Genomic DNA, 18,602 nt, shown 5'->3' on the forward strand with positions numbered 1-18,602 from the left:
CCTTTAGCTGAATCTTAATTTTCTGCCTCAAGAAATATTAATTTCTATATTAGTGCCATCAATTAAGGGGTGCCCTAAAAGTTACGGGCTGAGATCATACCCATCCCGATTTATCGGGAGCACCTGATCCGGGTAATGCCGGCGTAGGGATTAGATTACTGTTCTCCCTTTTTTGAATAATCTTAAACCATTATTCAAATGTTATTTTCTATTGACCTGAATCTGCTCGCCGAGCAGATCAAAGCCACCAGTTTACTGGAATGGATCTCCGTGTGTTGTGGAGTCGCATCGGTGCTCTTCGCTCGCAAAAACAATGTCCTGCTCTATCCTACCGGAATTCTTGGCATTTTGACCTCTGGTTTCTTACTCATAGATGCCAAGCTTTACGCCGAAACTTTACTGAGCGCCTACTACCTGGTCATGAGTATTTATGGCTGGGCGATTTGGAAAAATAACTCTGCCAGCGGTGCGTCAGAGATCTCCCGAAGTACCCCAAAAGAGCAGAGAATCACTTGGGCCATCGCCCTACTCGGTTGGGGATTTCTCTACTTTATGCTTACTACGTTTACTGATTCGGATGTGCCTGTAGTTGACGCCTTTGTCTCATCCACAGCTTGGGCAGGCATGTGGCTTTTGGCGAAAAGAAAACTCGAAAACTGGATTTGGCTGAATGTGTCCAATCTGGTAGCAATCCCCCTACTCTTTCACAAGCAACTGATTCTCATCTCATTTCTCACCATTTTCCTTTTCGTGGTAGCCATTTTTGGTTATTTGGATTGGAAAAAAGAACTGGACCAACCTAATGAAGAACTCGAAACTATTTAGTCACGAAATCGCCCAAAAAGCAGAGCAATTTGGCTGCTTGCCTGAGGAATGGCTTACTGAAATCTATCAAGAAAAGTGGTTTAAGCTTTTTGTACCAAAAGAGCTAGGTGGATTAGGCCTCACTTTACCTGAAACATTGAAAATTGAAGAGAAACTGGCGAAGCTGGACGGAAGCTTGGGTTGGACTGTGACACTTTGTGCTGGTGCTGCCTGGTTTGTGGGTTTTATGAACGAATCACTAAGAAATGAAATTTTTCCTGACGAAAAACTCTGCCTGGCAGGAAGCGGCTATGTAGGTGGAAAAGCAGATAAAATTGGAGATAAATACATCATCTCTGGAAGCTGGACTTATGCTTCTGGAGCGCTACATGCTACGCATCTAACAGCCAATTGTGAGATTTTAGAGGATGGAAATGCACTTTTGGACAACAAAGGCAAGCCTTTAGTCAACGCTTTTTTACTCGATAGAAAAGACGTAGAAATCCTTGATGGCTGGAATTACATGGGAATGATCGCTACTGGAAGTCATGCTTTTCGCTGTGAAAACCTTGCAGTCCCCTTAAGTCGTGCTTTTGAAATTCTTCCAGAAAAAGCCCAGTTAAACGCTCCAGTATATCAGTATCCCTTTTTACAATTTGCAGAGACTACGCTGGCAGCAAATATTCTAGGCATATCCAATCATCTCCTTGAGCTGATGGAGCAGTCCTTTTGGAAAAGACATGAATACAGAAAATACGACAAAAAGCACCTTGACTACTTCGAAAAACTTCTAAATAAGCAAAGAAAAAAGCACAATAAAATTAGAAAGGAATTTTACAAGCAAGTTGCTAATTCTTGGGCTGAGCTGGAGGAAAAGTCGAAAATCTCAAAGTCCCAATTAAGGAAAGTCAGCCAGATCAGTCGCAAACTCACACAAAGCTGTAGAAATATAACTAGCAAACTCTACCCATTCTCAGGTTTGGAAGCTGCTAAGTCGCATACTGAACTCAATCGCGTTTGGCGGGATTTCAATACCGTGAGTCAGCATGCGCTGTTGATATTTCCTTTTTAGATTTCCCGAAAAAACGTAATGCATTTCGAAGATTTTCGGATGTGAAGTGTTGGGGACATTTGATATTCGGATGCTTTTAAATGCAAAATATGTATATCTGCTATGGTGCCAATAGCCAAATTTGTAACATATCTATGTATCATTAATTTAATTAACAGTCCGAAAAAGATCCGAAGGATCGAAACGATTCATGACCCTCGGCAAAGCCGGGGGTATAGAACTAGCATATACTTATAGCCCTGCAAGGGCGACACTATACTGTTTCGCCCATGCAGGGCTATAATACAAATTTTTTCAACTCCCCTACGCTTGCGTGCAGGGTTATGAAAGGTTTGGCACTCCCGTATAGTTATCGGGACGGTGCCACTTGTAACTGCAATTTCAGTATTATAAAAAATTGGCACTTTGCTAAACTTCTTATTGAGTTAATTTCTATGTTGGCAAGATTGCCGATAATCATAATGTAAAACCCCAACATACATAACCATAGAATTATGCCCAAAAAATTAGCCTTTCGGATGAAACTCATTCCTGGTTTCGAGGAAGAATACGAACGAAGACATCGCGAGATTTGGCCTGAATTAGTCACTTTACTCAAAAGCACTGGAATCATTGATTATCAGATATTTTTGGATAAAGAAACTTCAACTCTTTTTGCTTTTCAAGTAATAGCGGGCAATACCAATTCTCAAGATCTTGGTAGCTCCGAGATTGTCAAGCGCTGGTGGGCCCACATGGCAGATATCATGGAAACAAACCCTGACAACTCCCCAGTTTCAAAGGAACTATCAAAAGTTTTTGACCTTGAAAACAACTAAGTACCAGTTTCATACCAGGTAAATAGGGTTGCGGTAAGCCAATAGTAATTAGGTTAAAATAGCCAGTCGTTGATACTTCCAACCCATATAGTACAGGATACATCAAACCGTCTCCTAGCCTATTTTCAACTTTAAGGCCAAACCCTAATCTATGTCTTCCCATCAAAATCTGAAACAGCGGCTCGAAGCTGTCAACGAATACGAGCGAACTCCAGTACCCAAAAACAAGCTAAAAGGCTGGAAAAGTTTTATAGGAACCTATGCAGGCGAGCACACTGCAGGAACTGAATTTGTGTTGGGACCACTTTTCGTCGCTCATGGTGCTTCCGCAGGTGATTTAGTCAGCGGATTGATTGTCGGAAATATTTTAGCCATCTTAAGTTGGGCTTTTCTTACTGGAAAAGTGGCAGTAAAGACCCGGACAACACTTTACTATCAACTCGAGAAAATTGCTGGTAATAGATTTACGCTAGTCTATAATCTCGTAAACGCTGCCCTTTTCTGTTTCCTGGCTGGCTCCATGATTGCCGTTTCTGCCACCGCAGTAGGCATTCCTTTTGATCTACAAATGCCTTCTTTGACCGATGTTTATCCTAACAGTGTAGGCTGGGTTATTACTGTTTTTTGCATTGGCACCATCACCACATTTGTGGCCATGTTCGGATTCGGTGTGATTTCAAAGTTTGCCAATATCGCAGCACCATGGATGATTATGATCTTTATTGCAGCAGCTGTGGGAGTACTTCCAAGGTTGGGAATCAATTCATTTTCTGATTTCTGGCCAGTTGCAGAGACAACAATTTGGAACGGAGTTCCCTTAGAAGGTCAAAGCAAATTCACCTTTTGGCACATTATGTTTTTTGCTTGGTTTTGCAATATGGGCATGCACATCGGGATGGCTGACCTATCCCTATTGAGATATGCTAAAAAATGGACCTATGGATTTTCATCTGCGACAGGTGTTTTCTTGGGACATTTCATCGCGTGGATGGCTTCTGGAATTTTGTATTCACTTTTCCTTTTGGAGTCCAAAGGCAGCCTGGTATTTGCGCCAGGTCCTATTGCATACGAAGCCGCAGGAATTGCTGGCGCAGTTTGCGTCGTCATCGCCGGCTGGACTACAGCAAATCCTACCCTTTACCGTGCCGGACTTGCGATACAATCCATCAATCCAAAATGGAAGACCTGGAAAGTAACTCTGTTTGTTGGTTTGGTCACAACGATCGCGGCCTGCTTCCCTGCTTTGGTGATGCAGTTATTAGAATTTGTGGCATTATACGGATTGATTCTGATGCCGCTTGGAGCGGTGATTTTCCTGGACGTTTTTGTACTTCCAAAAATGGGACTTGCCAGCAACTATGCTGAGCTGACCAATTCACATTTCAATCCCGCGGTTGGAATCACCTGGGCGATTGCGCTCATCTTCTGCCTGGGCTTGAATATTTATGGAGGAATTGAGATCTTCTTCCTCGGTCTTCCCGGTTGGTTTGTAGCGGTTCTCGTTTACTTGATCGCATCTAAAATCACTCAAAAAAAGACAAGCAATGTCTCCCTTACTATTCCTTTAACTTACTGATAATGATGACTCTATTAAAAATAATCTCCTTCGTAGCTTTAGCGCTTACTATAACTCCATCCTTTCTGGTTTTCAAAGGAATAATCACACCTGATCTTTCCAAAACGTTGATGCTGATTGGGACGATAGGATGGTTCGCCACCGCCTCCTTTTGGATGAATAAGTCAGAGGAAAATGAGGAAGTTTAATTGTGAATGGTTTTCAATTCCTAGTCAAAAGACCATAGACCATTGTCAACCTACCAACGCTGACATAGAAACATCTTACTTGAATAAAATAGCTTAAAGTTGGCACTGATCTCGATGGACTGTGTCTCTGGAATATGGTCAACTAGTACTTATCGGTGACCCAAAATTCCAGTATTCTTCAATCGATTTAATCATACCTATGAAACTTACCCTCAGCCAAATACAAGATCAAAATAAATCGCAGAGTGCAGACCATTCCCGCAACTTCGACTTCTTGGCAGAAAGCCTTGATAAAAAGGGATTTGATGTAGAAACGCTTATTTCTAAAGTTCAGGACTTACAAATTGCCATTCCAAGCTGGGCACTGGGTACAGGAGGAACACGGTTTGGAAGGTTTTCAGGCGGTGGTGAACCTGCCTCTTTGATCCAAAAAATCCAAGACGTAGGAATTCTTCATGCACTTAATCAATCCAGCAATGCCGTTTCCCTGCATATTCCCTGGGATATTCCATCAGATTATCAAGCCATCAAAGACAGCGCTTCAGAAGTAGGAATCGGCTTTGACGCAGTGAACTCTAATACTTTTCAAAATCAGGCAAACCAAGAACATAGCTATAAATTCGGTTCTTTGGCTAATTCAGAAACAGCAGTCCGTGACTTGGCCGTAGAGCATAATAAGCAGGTGATCGAAATTGGCGAGAAATTGGGATCTAAAGCATTAACTATTTGGCTGGCCGACGGAAGCAGTTTCCCTGGCCAGCATAGCCATAGAAAAGCACTTGAAAATACACATCTTTCTCTACAGGAAATCTATAAAATTGTACCGGAAGACTGGAAGCTTTTGATTGAATACAAACCTTATGAGCCGAATTTTTATAGCACCGTAATTCAGGATTGGGGGACATCTTTTTTATTGGCTAACAAACTGGGTAACAAGGCTTATACGCTAGTTGATCTTGGCCATCATCTTCCCAATACGAATATTGAGCAGATCGTAGCAACCCTAATGACAGAAGGAAAATTAGGTGGATTCCACTTCAACGACTCCAAATACGGAGATGACGACCTGACTGTAGGAAGCATAAAACCCTATCAATTGTTCCTGATTTTCCATGAATTGGTGAAAGGCTTTAGCGAAACGAACAATCCCCCACTTTCATGGATGATCGACGCAAGTCATAATCTCAAAGATCCAATGGAAGATCTAATACAATCTGTTCAAGCAATCAAATTGGCCTACGCTCAAGCATTATTGATTGATAGTAAATCCTTGGAATCAGCTCAGGATATTCATGATGTAGCCGGTGCGCAGGAGATTTTGCAGGATGCTTATAGAACAGATTTACGACCTTTGCTTGCTGAAGCAATGCGTAGATCATGTGGAGCTATTGATCCGATCAAAGCCTTCCGTTCACTTAAAGTAAGAGAAACATTAATCAAAGAAAGAGGCTTGAAATCAATTGCTTCTGGGCTTTAGATTCTGATTGAGGTCTAGATCCGCTTTTCTGCCCGTACAGAGGCAAAATGCCTATAGAAAATCTCCAACTTAGGAATTGATGCCGTTTGGGGTAATTGATAGTTCACTTGAGTATCAAAAATCTTTTGAAGAACAATAAACCACAAAAAAACCCGGCCAAAGCCGGGTTTAGGGTGATGTGAACAACTTTTCACAAATTCCTTATTTAATGCGGCCTCAAGAGGCAACACCTGATACGGCATAAGGAAAACCGATATCAATCTTAAATGTTTCTTAATCAACCAAAATGATAAAGCACAGTATTCTAATAATTCTCAGAATTTAATTCCTAAAACCGTAAATAGATTACAAGATTTAAAAACATACTATTGCACTTTAATAAAAACTACTCTGCATGCATACAAACATACAGGGATTTTCTATGTAAAGTTCCCATTTTTACTCTTACTTGATCTAGATCAAACAATAGCACTTAATTCTAAGGTTTTTCTAAGCCGATTTTCACAAATCAATAGAAACAAGGCAAAAATTAACTGTGGAACTCAACATCCGACATTTAGTTATAATGATTATCCGCTTTTCTACCAGTAAGGTGGAATAAGCAATGTAGCAAATGTTAAACTTAAGAATTGAGGCCGCTTCGGTCTTAGGTCATCGGTCTTCCAACCAGATAAACAAGGAATATAAGGTGACTGGCATTATTGCGGATAACCATATTAGTTTTTCCTCAGCAGCATTAACGTAAGGCTAACTTACCTTACATTGAAGAAAAATTCTCTTTCATAGTAATACCTTTCTCATCTACCTTAGCACTTTTACATTTTTCCAAACCACTAAAAATGATTGCAAACACTCCCGCCCCTCCCTACTACGCAGTGATATTCACCAACATCCGAACTCAAATCGAGGAAGGATATGATGAAACTGCGTTGCAAATGGTTCAACTCGCTGAGAAACAAGATGGCTATCTCGGTCATGAAAGCGTTCGAAATGGGTTGGGAATTACCATCAGCTATTGGGAGAGTCTAGAGGCAATCCGAAATTGGAAACAACAAAATGATCACCTGATCGCTCAATCGTTGGGAAGAGAAAAGTGGTATGCCGCCTATAAAACAAGAATATGCAAAGTGGAGCGAGACTATGATTTCTTTATCTAAAAATTTTGGCTGTCTCCTAACTGCTGTTAATCATTTAAGCACTTGAGAAAGTAGAATTTCGAGTTCGAAATTCTACTTCATTTACTGAAAATGACTTTTGACTCCGCTAAAACTGACTAGTTCAGAGCGTTAAAAGACAGCCTAATTTTCTATAAGCGAATGTTTACCAGCAATTTCTAAAAAGCATAACCAAACCCTATTCCTCCATACAAAGGCCAGAATCCATTGTTATTGAAGATTGGATTGATGTTGATTTTCCATGTAAAACCACCATCGACAGGTACTCTCCTGTATCCGAAGTTCATAGCACCCATAATACTTGGAGAGCCATCTACGTCCAAGATGAAACTGTAAGGATAAGATTCATACGTGTTGCAGGTGTAAATTCCAGTATTGGGATCATAAGTACCATCTACACAATATCTATTGTAATCATCATCAAAGGTGAAAAAAGTAGCTCCTAATCCAATTTCAAAGTAATGCGGCCCTTTTCCCATTAGTCTATTCACCATGACTGGCACGGAAAAAAATGATTCATCATTTGTAGTGTACCCACCAAAACCTACTCTCATTCCCCATGAGTCCATTTTAGTTTTGTCAAAACGGAAGTCATAATTAAAGCTATATGGCAATCCTGCTCCTCCAAGCTCTACATAAACTGACTGGGTGGGCAACTTGATCTCCTCATTTTGAGCCATTGCTACTTGACTTCCAAGTAGTAATATCAATCCTAGTATTAGACGATTCATAAATATTGGTTTAAGATTATTTAATACGAAATAACGCATTTAGCTTCAATTTGCTATGTAGATTTGATTAAATTTTACTGTTTAATTAGTTTTCGTATCTCAACCAAAATATCAGGCTAGCTCATGAGTAGTATATTTAAATTCAAATGGATACAAACGACTTTTGGAATTCTCACTGTCTATCTAGGTATGATGATTCTTGCTGCTTGCATGAGTGAGACAGAACTTGATCCCTTTGGAGAATGCGAGGGAACAGTTAAGGCGAATGCGAAAGATGTTAGCTTTTTTTACGAGCCCTACAAAAACAACCAGTATGTGACCAAAGCCGACACGGTGAAATTTAGTGAGTTCACTATCTACATGCGAATTGAAGCAGAAGTAATGGCCGAGGCTTCGAGTCCATCGAATTCCTTTGGTGCCGCCTACGCCCTTTCTTGTGCCGCCATTTTCGATTTTCAGAATATAAAAAGCATTACTATGGAGCTCCTTGAGCCCTATGGTAATAAACCGGCAGGAACAGACATTTCCAATCTGGTCACTACACATGATGGGGTAAAGTTGTCCGACCTGAAGAATTTTTCAAACTCGATAGGACAATACAGACTCAGTATTGATATTCTTCCAGCACATCAATCTCAGCTGAAAACCAAAACGATTTTGAAACTCAAAAATGGTTCAGATAAAATAGTAGAATCAACTTCTCCTGTACTTTTAACCAACTAAAACTATGTTGAAAAAAATATTCTTAGGTTTTTTTGCTGCTGCGATGGTGCTAGCTGTGGTGTATATGCTGGGCCCAAAGCTGGAAAATCAAGAAATCACCATTGAATTTCCTGAAGTGCCTACGCGACTTGCCGAGTTGCAAACTTATGTCAACCAACGTGAAGACACAGTAATTGGCCTTAAGCCAGGCAATGAAGCCTATATCGTTTGGGCGGATAGTTTGAATAAGCGGAAGACACCTTATTCCATTGTATATATTCATGGTTTTGGAGCAAGTCCTATGGAAGGCGATCCGGTGCACCGTTTTCTTGCTGCTCATTTTGGCGCCAATCTTTTTGTAACACGCCTTCCCGAACATGGCATCAAACGCGAAAATGGCATGGAATACATGACCCCACAAGCCCTCGCAAACGCCGCTGGAGAAGCGTACCAAATCGGCAAAAGTCTGGGTGATGAAGTGATCGTAGTTGGTACCTCAATGGGTGGTGCGTTGACGCTTTTGCTTGCCAGCCAACAACCTGATATCAAGGCTATTTCCGTTTATTCTCCGGCGATTCGGGATTATGGAGAAAGTCTATCCGTACTTTTTAACCCTTGGATGGAGAAAATAATGGAGATGACCGCCATGAAAAAATTGGAGCATCAGCAGCGTGAGGGAGAAAAAGCCAAGTACTGGTCGGAAGATTACAATATTAAAGCTTACGAAAGCTTAGCCGTGATTATGTACAGCAACATGAATGAAAACACATTCAAAAAAATCAAGCAACCACTTTTTTTAGCCTATTACTATGAGGACAATGACCGTCAGGACAAGGTAGTTTCAGTGCCAAAAATGAAGGAAATGTTTGAGCAAATAGCCACTCCGGTTGAACTGAAGCGAGAGAAGGCATTTCCAAAATCCGGGGATCATGTGATCGCAAGTTCCATTACTTCTAATGACTGGGAAGGCGTACTCTTCAGCACAATTGATTTTTTGGAAAATGTAGTAAAAATCCCTCCTAAGCCTGATTTCGAAGAAAAAATAGAAGAGATGCTACTATTGCAGGAAACCATCGATATAATTGAATAAGAAATGAAAACGAGGCTCTCTCTTAAAAGTTATCAGTTGTAAGACTTAGCGGATTCGAAGGCCATTTGCGCCAACTGAATTAGCATTTAGATCTCGAAATACTAATTCTCAAGTGCTCAAAGTAACCTACCGCAGTTAGGAGAAAGCCTCTGATTTGGTCTCATTACTCAAATTTCTTCCGAAAGGGTTCTGCTGGAAGATTCAAATTGTTCACCAGATTAACTTCTGGATTATCCGCCCAAGCATACCGAATTTCCCCAGCTTCCGTTCCTTCAGGAAGTGTGATTTTAACGGTTTGCTTGTTAATTATGGCAGCCGTCGCTTGTTCAAAATCTCCCTTTTCATCACCCAGAATAAAACCCTTCAAGGAGTCTCCTGCACTTAATTTCAATCCATCTCCTACGGATCTAAACTCGATCATCAAATCATTTCCAACTCTGGTCAAGGAATCGAACTGTGGCCCTGAAGCTAGATTTTTCTCACCAAAAGCCACTTTTTTTGCCTGCAGCCAAAGTCTCTCGCCCACATCTTTTTTATTTCTAGGATGAATATCATTCGCTTCTCCTATGTCAATGATAGTAGCCATTCCAGTATTTGGCAGCTCCATTGTCTGTGCTTGCGCCTCTCTCAGAAACGCCCAATTGCTCTCAGGTTGAACATCTTGCCGCTCCATGTAATTGGCTAGTTGGACAAACAGAAAAGGAAAATCTCCCAGATCCCATGCCTCGCGCCAATTGGTAATCATGGTGGAAAAGAGTTCTTTGTATTCCTCATGACGTCCGGCGTTGCTTTCGCCCTGATACCAGATTGCACCCTTGATGCTGTACTTCGTGATCGGTGAGATCATTGCATTGTACATCATTCCAGGCATCCAGTTGAACCATTCTACAGGTGGTAGCTGAGGCTCCACCGCGGTATTGGAATAGCTCCAGGAACCCTCCAAGGATATTTTCTTCCCTGCTTCGATCACGTACATTTCATCAGTAGCTCCTATGCTAGGCTTATTGTTCCAAGTATTTATTGCGCGTATGCTTAGCACATTAGTTCCTTTCTGAAGCATTTCCGAAGGTATTTCCAAGGTAGGCATCCCTACTCCCCAGTCTTTGTAGTGCAATAGTTGTCCATTTAGATAGATATAAGCCATCTGTTCGATTGCTGAAAAATGAAGGCTTACATCCTCTGTCGAACCTAACGTGAATTTTTTCCTCACCCAAGCAATATGCTGTAAGGGATTCTCTTGAGGGAGCCTGATTGTTCTCCAGTTGGAATCGTCATAAGATAAAGCCGCTACCTCCAAAGCCAGTAAAGAATCGGGTTTGCTCACCATAGAATCTCGTTTTTGGCGATTAGCCTCGTTTTCTTGCAGCTTAGCTTCCCATTTCACTTTATTTTCTACTACATCCTTTGCCTGCTCTTGGAAGGATCCTTCCATTTCGGCCAAGATCTCCGCATCGGTCCAGCCTTCCACGGGAGTTCCTCCCCAGTTGGTCTCAATGATACCTACAGGGACTTTTTGTTCTTGATTATTACGCTTTGCAAAAAACCATGCTACAGCCGAGAATTCCTTCAAATTGACAGAATCAGCCACTTTCCACTCTCCTCCTACCACATCTTCCAGCTTCACTGCACTATAGGAATTTGGGATTTTGAAAAAACGAATCTGAGGATTTCCTCCTTCGGCAAATTCCTTCTCTGCACCAATCACCTGAGATTTCAATCTCCATTCCATATTGGATTGGCCACCAGCTACCCAGACATCACCAATGTACACGTCATTGATTTTTTGTTGATTGATTTCTAGCGTAAAAGGCCCACCAGCTGAAAGTTCCGGTAATTGAAGAGTCCATGTACTATCTTCTTCTACCGTTCCGCTAGTGATCGCACCAGCCAAACTAACCCGCACATTTTCGCCCGGAATACCTTTTCCCCAAACAGTAATAGCTTCATCGCGCTGCACGACCATCCCATCTCCAAAGAGTTTGGAAAGAGTGACGGGGGAATCGAATTTGGAGGATTCACAAGAAAATAAAATCAGGAGAGCAAAGAGTTTCCAGGTATGTTTCATGTATTTATTATGTTTTTCATTGGTCACCCCGAAAACACGGAGCAGGCTATGGAACCTTACTTTTTTTACAATTATCCTTGGTTATAAGAGCGGAACATTGGCCATCTCAATCAGTCAGGGTCGATTTGTATGGCTCTGGTAAATTCCCATGGAAATTTGCCTAAAAAATCGCTAACATCTAAGCTTAACGCTAAACAATCTAACCACAATCCCAAATCCCTGGGACTTTATGGCTGAATAGCCTCCAATGCATTAGTCAAATAGGCAAAAGGCGCGTTCCAATTGATCGCAATTTCATTGGACGCATAGCTACAGCTTTCGTCTATGTACGATTCGTCAGGAAAGGAACTGCTGTAAGAACAGCCGTCTTGTTGCGCGGAGTTTGGGCCACCTACGATGAACCCCGGCAAAGGCGGAAGATCGGGTCTGGCTACTGCCAGCCTGTGATGCGGATGCAGGGGCGTTTTACTACCAAAACCTGTCACATAAGAATAGCCTGTCCCATTTTTCCCCAATATATAATCAAGGGTACTCAGCGCTCCTTCCAAGAAAATTGGATCGCTACTTTGTTTGTACGCGTACAACAAAAGTATAGCTTGATTAGCTGCAATGGCATTTGAACCCCATTTAAAATTGGAAACATCAGTCTCGATAGGACTTCGAAAAGCTGTTGATTCTATACCTTCCAATTGAGTTCTAGCTGCGGAAAGTAGGTTTATCTTTAAGGTCGCCATCCACTCCTGCGGTAATAAACTGATGTGCTCTTGATGTCTAAGCAGGGAATAATAGCCAAGCCAGGAAACCTGATTCCAAGAAGGCAAATGAAATTTTTGATCTGCATCCACCAGCTCCTCCCAATATGACCTATTGTGGGTGGTGATGAACAGTTCTGACGCCGCCCAAATTCGCTCATCTTGGATATTTACATCTCCATAAGCTCCTGTGCTGATATCTGGATCAAACTCATCGTTCAGCGCGGTTTGTTGGTATAGCATGTCAGGATTATCCTTCGCCCAACCCCAGGCTTTTTCCGCTGCTTTCAGATACATGACGGATTCCTCAGGGAAAAATGACCTATAAACTCTGGAAGCCTGCGCCATTACTGCCGCAAAGTCTAAAGTAGCTGAGGTGCTTTTGGCGACGAGGTAACGTTGGGAAACTGCCTTGTGAGGCGCTACCATTCCTTCAAACTTAGCGGTGGTGAGCTTGTGGTAAACGCCTCCATCTACCTGATCCTGCATGCTGAGCATCCAGTCGAGATTCCATTTGATCTCATCCAATAGGTCTGGGATTTGATCTTCGGATTCAGGAATATTCAGGTTCAGCTTTTTAAAATAAGACGGATAATCTTCAAACAGCGAGAGCAATGTGCCAACTGTGATGCCGGAATTCACCACATACTTATTGTAATCTCCCGCGTCGTACCATCCTTTTGGAGAGGAAAAAACGGCTCCATGCTTTCTTGTATTCGATTCTGCCGAAGGATGAATTATAACCTGATCATCGGGATGACCGAGTGGTCTGGCCCAGATTCCGGCGTACTTTTCGTCTAGTGCAACACTTGCTCGCTGGAAATAGTAAGCTTTGAGGCTAGCCTTGGCGACTTCTTGATAAATAGTTGGGCAAATGGAAAAAGAATAAGATTTCCCTATACCCGGAAGCACAAAAACATAATCTCCTGCTTCGCTTAGTGCTGTAAAATCTGCAATTCTGGTAGTTTTTCGTGAAAAGGTTTTGGTGGCAGCCTCAGCCAACTGCCCTTCGAGCACGAATTCCTTTTTTCCCAAATCCCAAATCAAAAATTCATTGGCATCTTCATGGTTTAGGATTACTGCCTGTTTTTTCTGATTAGGGTAAAAACCAAGTTGATTTAAGCGAATAGATTCATCTAGCCTAAGATTTTCATCTATCATGGGAGTTTTGCATGACAGAAGAAAACAGAAAAGTAAGCCAATAATTGAAGGCCGAAACATTGGTATTGAGCTGATAATTAAGTTATTATTTCTTATTAATTCAATTAATATAAATAGCGATAAACACCTTCATTAGGAACTCCTACCCAGAGTATTGTGTCGTCATTCAAGGTGCTAGAAACGTTTGAGCGTAGGTCCAATCCTACTAACTCCCGATCCAAAAGCCTCCAGTTTCCATCTTCTCCTTTTCTCAAAATCCATCCTGGGTTTGCATCAATTCTTCCAATTTTAAGCCTTGCATTCAGTTGATTGCCAAGTAGAATCAAGTCATAGCCTGAGTCTTTCTTCAAAGCATTTACTGCTTGAACCGGTGAGGATTGAACCAGTGCTGGAATCGCTACTTCTTCGAAAGCGCCATTTTTCAGAGTATATAATTTAGTTTCTAGGGTTTGCGCCTCGATCACTTTGGCTTTTTCCAGCTCATCCTGCGTCAGGATATCTTTTATTTTTGCCTGGGAAAAAGCTTCGTGCGTAGGAAAAAGCGCCTTCTTCTTATATAGCTGAGCAGCTAGCTCATCTCTGGAGAAAAATGGAAACTCCTCTCCCATCACCGGAAAAGTCATCAGCGGATCGATGGAACCATTGTTATCAAAATCTTCGAAATAAATCCGAACAGGCGTATTTTCATCCGTTTGAAGTCTGGAGTTCAGCCCCCAATTCCCAGCGATCAACTCAGGATTTCCATCCTCATCCAAATCTTTTATCAAAATGGCTGACCAAAGACCTGATTTTCCACCAGGCAGAAATTCTTCTGAGCGATCCTGAATCTTTCCATCTTTCAAACTTAGAATCCGAATCCGGTCAAATTCCGAAGCAACGATCAATTCATTGATCCCATCTTTATCCAAGTCAAAACTTTGCGCAGCTTTGACTCTGGAAATATTTTCTAGGGAAATAGGTGAAAAAATCCCATTGCCATCATTGATCCATACTTGACTCGGAACTGATTCCGGCCATCTTCCCGGCACATAACCTGAACCAACAAATAGGTCATCCAATCCATCACCATTTGCATCCCAGGCACTTACAAACGCTGAAGACGATTTCCCAAAATCAATAGTAGATGGGGTAAACGACCCTTTTCCATCATTGATTAAAAGGACATCACGAAGTCTTTCATCTGCTTCCACCAAATCAAAGTAGCCACCTTTTCCTACATATAAATCCAAATCTTGGTCTCCATCCGCATCTAAAGCTACTAATGCAGTATTATTGAACTCATCGCTAGCATATAAAGAACCAAGATTCTCGTGGAATTCACTTTTACCGCTCGCGAAGGATTTGATAGAAGAACCGTCCGAAATGATTATTTCTGAAACACCGTCATTATTCAAATCAGTTTCTATCATGGATACTTTCTTCTCTGAAAGGCCATACAGCAAGTGAGACTGGCGCTTGAAATCGTTTGGAACATCAGAGTCAAATCTGATGGCAGACATAGCTACCGTAAAAAAGGGTTCGATTTTAAATTCACTAATTGCTTCAGTTTCTGCCTGAACTTCTTCAACTTCCAGAATTCCATTGATGTCAGGATTAACAATTCGTGAAACCTGCCTGTTTTTCCATTTTACTTCCACCGAATCAACTTTTCCATCGCCCAAACCGAAGTGCAAGATCGAACTCACATTTCCCTGATAGCCCTTGTAAATCTGCTGTTCCTGGTAGTAGATTTGACCATTTTGATAGACAGTCACGCGCGCTCCGACTCCATCTTGATTTCCTTTTAGTCCTTTCAGTTTGATTTGGAGAAAATTAGTCTCAGCTCGTTCAGAAGTCATATTTCTAAAAATCTGCGCTGATTCGTTCAGATTGTTGATCACCAACTCCAAATCACCATCCTGATCCAAATCAACATATACTGCTCCATTTGAATTACCAGGAGTAGCTAGCCCCCAGCTTTCAGATTGATTTTCAAATTGAATTCCGTTCACATTTTTAAAGGCATAATTTCCCACCTTTGTCGCAGGCATTTTCTGGATCAACTCATTGATCCCTGATCCAGAAACCTTGTCATTTTGCAGGTATTCATTCCTATAATTGATAAAATCCAGATTGGTGAAATCTTTCAAAAAGCCGTTACTGACGAAGAGATCTGTAAATCCGTCATTATCAAAATCTGCAAAAAGCGGCGCCCAACTCCAATCCGTGGCGCTGATACCCGCCAATTGCCCTATCTCCGAGAAAGTGCCGTCACCATTATTTAGCTGCAGCATATTTCGCATCAGTTGATGACCCAATCCTACTTCAAGGAAGAGCTCATAGTGCTCGTAATTCTCTGGAGAAAAAAGTAACTTCTGACGAGCATTGTCCTCAGGAAGCATATCTAAGGTTAATAAATCCAGCTTGCCATCTCGATTCACATCCGCAGCATCTACTCCCATTGTATAGAGACTGGTATGACCGATAGCCTGATTTATCTTGTTGGAAAACGTGCCGTCACCTTGGTTGATGTACAGATAGTCAGGTGCCGAATAGTCATTTCCCAAATAAATATCCGGAAAGCCATCTCCATTGAAATCCGCGATGGAGGCTCCCAGACCGTAACTTAATCCTGTTTCCGTCAATCCAGATTCTTTGGTAGAATTTCTGAAAACTCCATTTTCATTGGTAAAGATCTTTGAACTGCTCAAGGAATCTGCAGAACTTAGCATCGTTTCGAAAGCATTGACGTTCAGGTTAGTGAAAAGTCTAGGATTGTGATTCAGCAAAAGCATATCCAAATCCCCATCCACATCCAAATCCGAAAAATAGACGGCCGTACTAAAGCCTGGGTCATCCAATCCAAATTCCTTCGCCATTTCCTTGAAAAATGGAATCCCATCAGCATCCAATCCCTGATTCACAAAAAGTTGATTCCTCCGCTGCTCTGCCGGAAGATCACCGGAGAAGCAAACGTAAATGTCTTTGAGCCCATCACTGTTGATATCAACGATCGCTGTACCTGTAGTCCATGCATTTTCTTTACCTGCGGTACCTGTAGCCAGGGTAATGTCTCGAAATTTCAGATTTCCCTGATTCAAAAAAAGCTTGTTTGATCCTTGGTTGGCAGTGAAGTACAAGTCTTCCAAACCGTCATTGTTCACATCTCCTACGGCTACACCCCCACCGTTATAGAAGTATTGGTACGTGAGAATATTAGCAGCTGGATTTTCTTGGATTTGATTGGAAAAAGCTACTCTGGAAGAATCAGAGCTAACCAATTCAAAAAGTGTGGATGGTGTTTCTTCCTTCTTCTCCTGACAGGAAGAAAATAGAAAAATTGCTCCAAATGCGATGATTTGGAGTGATTTCAATAAATATTTGAAAATGAATTTGAGTTGGGAGGTCAAGCTCAGTGGTTGATTAATAGTATAGAAATCCATCACGGAATTCTGCATTACAAGGGCTGGAAACTATCTCGCTCTTTCAGAGCTACCATATCCATTTATCTCTCTTTTAAACCCTGCCCTCTAGGCTGGGCTTTATTAGTAAAGGCTTTCAGCCCAATTATCCAGAATTAAATCTAAAGCAAATAACTTTTGAATTCACTAAACACTAATCGGTTAGTGAGCCTGTCGAACTATTGAGGTTAATTAATTTTAAAAAGATTTTAGAAAAAACTCCGAGACAGAACTCTCTGCCTCGGAGAATGAATTAATAAACCTCTTATGCTATACTTTTTAATTTACTGCTCTGATTACTCGTACATTATCTACACCTACGACCGCTTTGATGTCAGAAGATGTAGTATTGACTACTAGTAATCTGAGTTGTTTTACACCTCCTTTATCTCCTTTCAAGAAGTCTCCATAGGTATTGAGTCGAGTGGAACCGTTTGTCAATCTGGTCATATTCGCAGATAGCGTGTACCAACTACCATCAGTTTTAGTGATGAATTCACTCATAGGGATATTATAGCTTAGCTCGTTGCCATTGCTATCCGGATACCAGATTTGCATCATCAACCCTTCGATGGATTCGGTGGTGTTGACTGCTACTTCTACCCGAATGTCAAAATTGTTGGCTGGAACGCCTGGCTCGTAGCCTTCACCTGTAGGGAAAATTTGTGCTCCGCCCCAATTGGCCAGATTAATGACTTTATCATTATTCCATCCGAAATTAGCAGGAAAAGCCTGATTCATACCTGCAAAATTACCCTCTAAACTTGAGATACCTGGCTGCGATGGCTGGATCATATCCCCTGATATTCCCCATCCCCAGTTCCATGGCCATTCCAAAGCACCGTTGGTATCGAAATCTGCCACCATGCCCTTATCAGCATAGATCTGAGTATTTCTATTGGTTGCTGATCCACCTGATTTGGTCACGACTCGGATCGCTTGTCCTTCAGAGAAATCCAAACCATCTGGAACCTTCACTGTAAGCGAAGAACCTGCAGCATTGGTTGTAAATCCAGAAGTCACATAGACATCTTCACCAGGAAAATATACTGAATCTACAAAGTAGAAATATCTCCCAAACAAGGTCAGATCATCCCCTGGTTTTACATATTGATTTTTTACCTGTAAAACCTGTGGCGCTGGAGGCAAAGTCTGGAATTCCATAATGGCTTCACCAGCTTTGTTCACCAATCTTAGCGTGTTTGGCACGTTAGGATTGGTAGCTACTGTAGGAACTGAATCTCCCACGGTAACGATCACAGAGTTATTGGTCACATAGGCAGTATTTACACCCAGCGGGTAATCATTCAAATACACTTGCTGCGTTCCTAGTAGGTTATTTCCCAAAATCGCCAAGGTGCTTCCTAGCGTAGCAGAAGTAAAAGCACTATCTGCCGTGGTAGGATCTGTGCTGCGTACCCGCTCGATCGTTGGCGGGCCTACATTTATTTCATCATCATCCTGACAGGCGCCCAAGAAAATCACCATAAGTAGCGCAGAGGCTACGAGGAGAGCGCGTGAGGATTTTATATTAGTTATGATTTTCATATT

Annotated in this window: 14 protein-coding genes and 1 riboswitch; of the genes, 9 read left to right on the forward strand and 5 right to left on the reverse strand. The window is 41.7% G+C overall.

The genetic code is table 11. From position 1 onward, the window contains the following. The first annotated feature begins 55 nt into the window (after positions 1 to 55). A riboswitch (TPP riboswitch) is annotated at positions 56 to 168 on the forward strand. A 30-nt stretch (positions 169 to 198) separates the two neighbouring features. From pnuC to ABJH64_RS01165, 7 genes are all read left to right on the forward strand, one after another. Then, entirely contained in the window at positions 199 to 825 is a 627-nt protein-coding gene (pnuC, locus tag ABJH64_RS01135; protein ID WP_348274247.1) for a nicotinamide riboside transporter PnuC, read from the forward strand. Further along, entirely contained in the window at positions 803 to 1,876 is a 1,074-nt protein-coding gene (locus ABJH64_RS01140; protein WP_348274246.1) for an acyl-CoA dehydrogenase family protein, read from the forward strand. The genes pnuC and ABJH64_RS01140 overlap by 23 nt, the downstream gene beginning before the upstream one ends. A gap of 494 nt (positions 1,877 to 2,370) precedes the next feature. Then, complete coding sequence (gene rhaM, locus ABJH64_RS01145; RefSeq protein ID WP_348274245.1) at positions 2,371 to 2,694, forward strand: L-rhamnose mutarotase; 324 nt, start codon at positions 2,371 to 2,373, stop codon at positions 2,692 to 2,694. A gap of 151 nt (positions 2,695 to 2,845) precedes the next feature. Further along, on the forward strand, positions 2,846 to 4,270 hold the full coding sequence (locus ABJH64_RS01150) for a hypothetical protein (RefSeq protein ID WP_348274244.1): 1,425 nt from the start codon (positions 2,846 to 2,848) through the stop codon (positions 4,268 to 4,270). Between the two features lie 2 nt (positions 4,271 to 4,272). After that, on the forward strand, positions 4,273 to 4,458 hold the full coding sequence (locus ABJH64_RS01155) for a hypothetical protein (RefSeq protein WP_348274243.1): 186 nt from the start codon (positions 4,273 to 4,275) through the stop codon (positions 4,456 to 4,458). Between the two features lie 199 nt (positions 4,459 to 4,657). Further along, positions 4,658 to 5,935 (forward strand): sugar isomerase, encoded by a 1,278-nt coding sequence (locus ABJH64_RS01160; protein ID WP_348274242.1) that lies wholly within the window; start codon positions 4,658 to 4,660, stop codon positions 5,933 to 5,935. 839 nt (positions 5,936 to 6,774) lie between these two features. Then, a complete protein-coding gene (locus tag ABJH64_RS01165) occupies positions 6,775 to 7,092 on the forward strand; it encodes an antibiotic biosynthesis monooxygenase (protein ID WP_348274241.1) in 318 nt (105 codons plus the stop codon). A gap of 176 nt (positions 7,093 to 7,268) precedes the next feature. Here ABJH64_RS01165 and ABJH64_RS01170 read toward each other — a convergent pair whose 3' ends face one another. After that, positions 7,269 to 7,841, reverse strand: a complete 573-nt coding sequence (locus ABJH64_RS01170) for a hypothetical protein (protein ID WP_348274240.1) — start codon at positions 7,839 to 7,841, stop codon at positions 7,269 to 7,271. Between the two features lie 123 nt (positions 7,842 to 7,964). Between ABJH64_RS01170 and ABJH64_RS01175 the strand changes: the two genes are divergently transcribed. Further along, positions 7,965 to 8,564, forward strand: coding sequence for a hypothetical protein (locus tag ABJH64_RS01175; RefSeq protein WP_348274239.1), 600 nt, complete (start codon positions 7,965 to 7,967; stop codon positions 8,562 to 8,564). A gap of 4 nt (positions 8,565 to 8,568) precedes the next feature. After that, positions 8,569 to 9,633, forward strand: coding sequence for an alpha/beta fold hydrolase (locus ABJH64_RS01180; RefSeq protein WP_348274238.1), 1,065 nt, complete (start codon positions 8,569 to 8,571; stop codon positions 9,631 to 9,633). 163 nt (positions 9,634 to 9,796) lie between these two features. Here the strand turns inward: ABJH64_RS01180 and ABJH64_RS01185 are convergent, their stop codons facing one another. From ABJH64_RS01185 to ABJH64_RS01200, 4 genes are all read right to left on the reverse strand, one after another. Beyond that, positions 9,797 to 11,698 (reverse strand): sialate O-acetylesterase, encoded by a 1,902-nt coding sequence (locus ABJH64_RS01185; RefSeq protein WP_348274237.1) that lies wholly within the window; start codon positions 11,696 to 11,698, stop codon positions 9,797 to 9,799. Positions 11,699 to 11,925: 227 nt separating this feature from the next. Next, complete coding sequence (locus ABJH64_RS01190) at positions 11,926 to 13,611, reverse strand: glycoside hydrolase family 9 protein (RefSeq protein WP_348299250.1); 1,686 nt, start codon at positions 13,609 to 13,611, stop codon at positions 11,926 to 11,928. A 104-nt stretch (positions 13,612 to 13,715) separates the two neighbouring features. Then, positions 13,716 to 17,048, reverse strand: coding sequence for a VCBS repeat-containing protein (locus tag ABJH64_RS01195; protein WP_348273746.1), 3,333 nt, complete (start codon positions 17,046 to 17,048; stop codon positions 13,716 to 13,718). A 282-nt stretch (positions 17,049 to 17,330) separates the two neighbouring features. Next, positions 17,331 to 18,599: a glycan-binding surface protein gene (locus tag ABJH64_RS01200; protein ID WP_348299251.1), complete on the reverse strand. Its 1,269-nt coding sequence runs from the start codon at positions 18,597 to 18,599 to the stop codon at positions 17,331 to 17,333. Between the last annotated feature and the right edge of the window lie 3 nt (positions 18,600 to 18,602).

This window comes from Algoriphagus sp. (assembly GCF_039969895.1).
Lineage (GTDB): Bacteria > Bacteroidota > Bacteroidia > Cytophagales > Cyclobacteriaceae > Algoriphagus.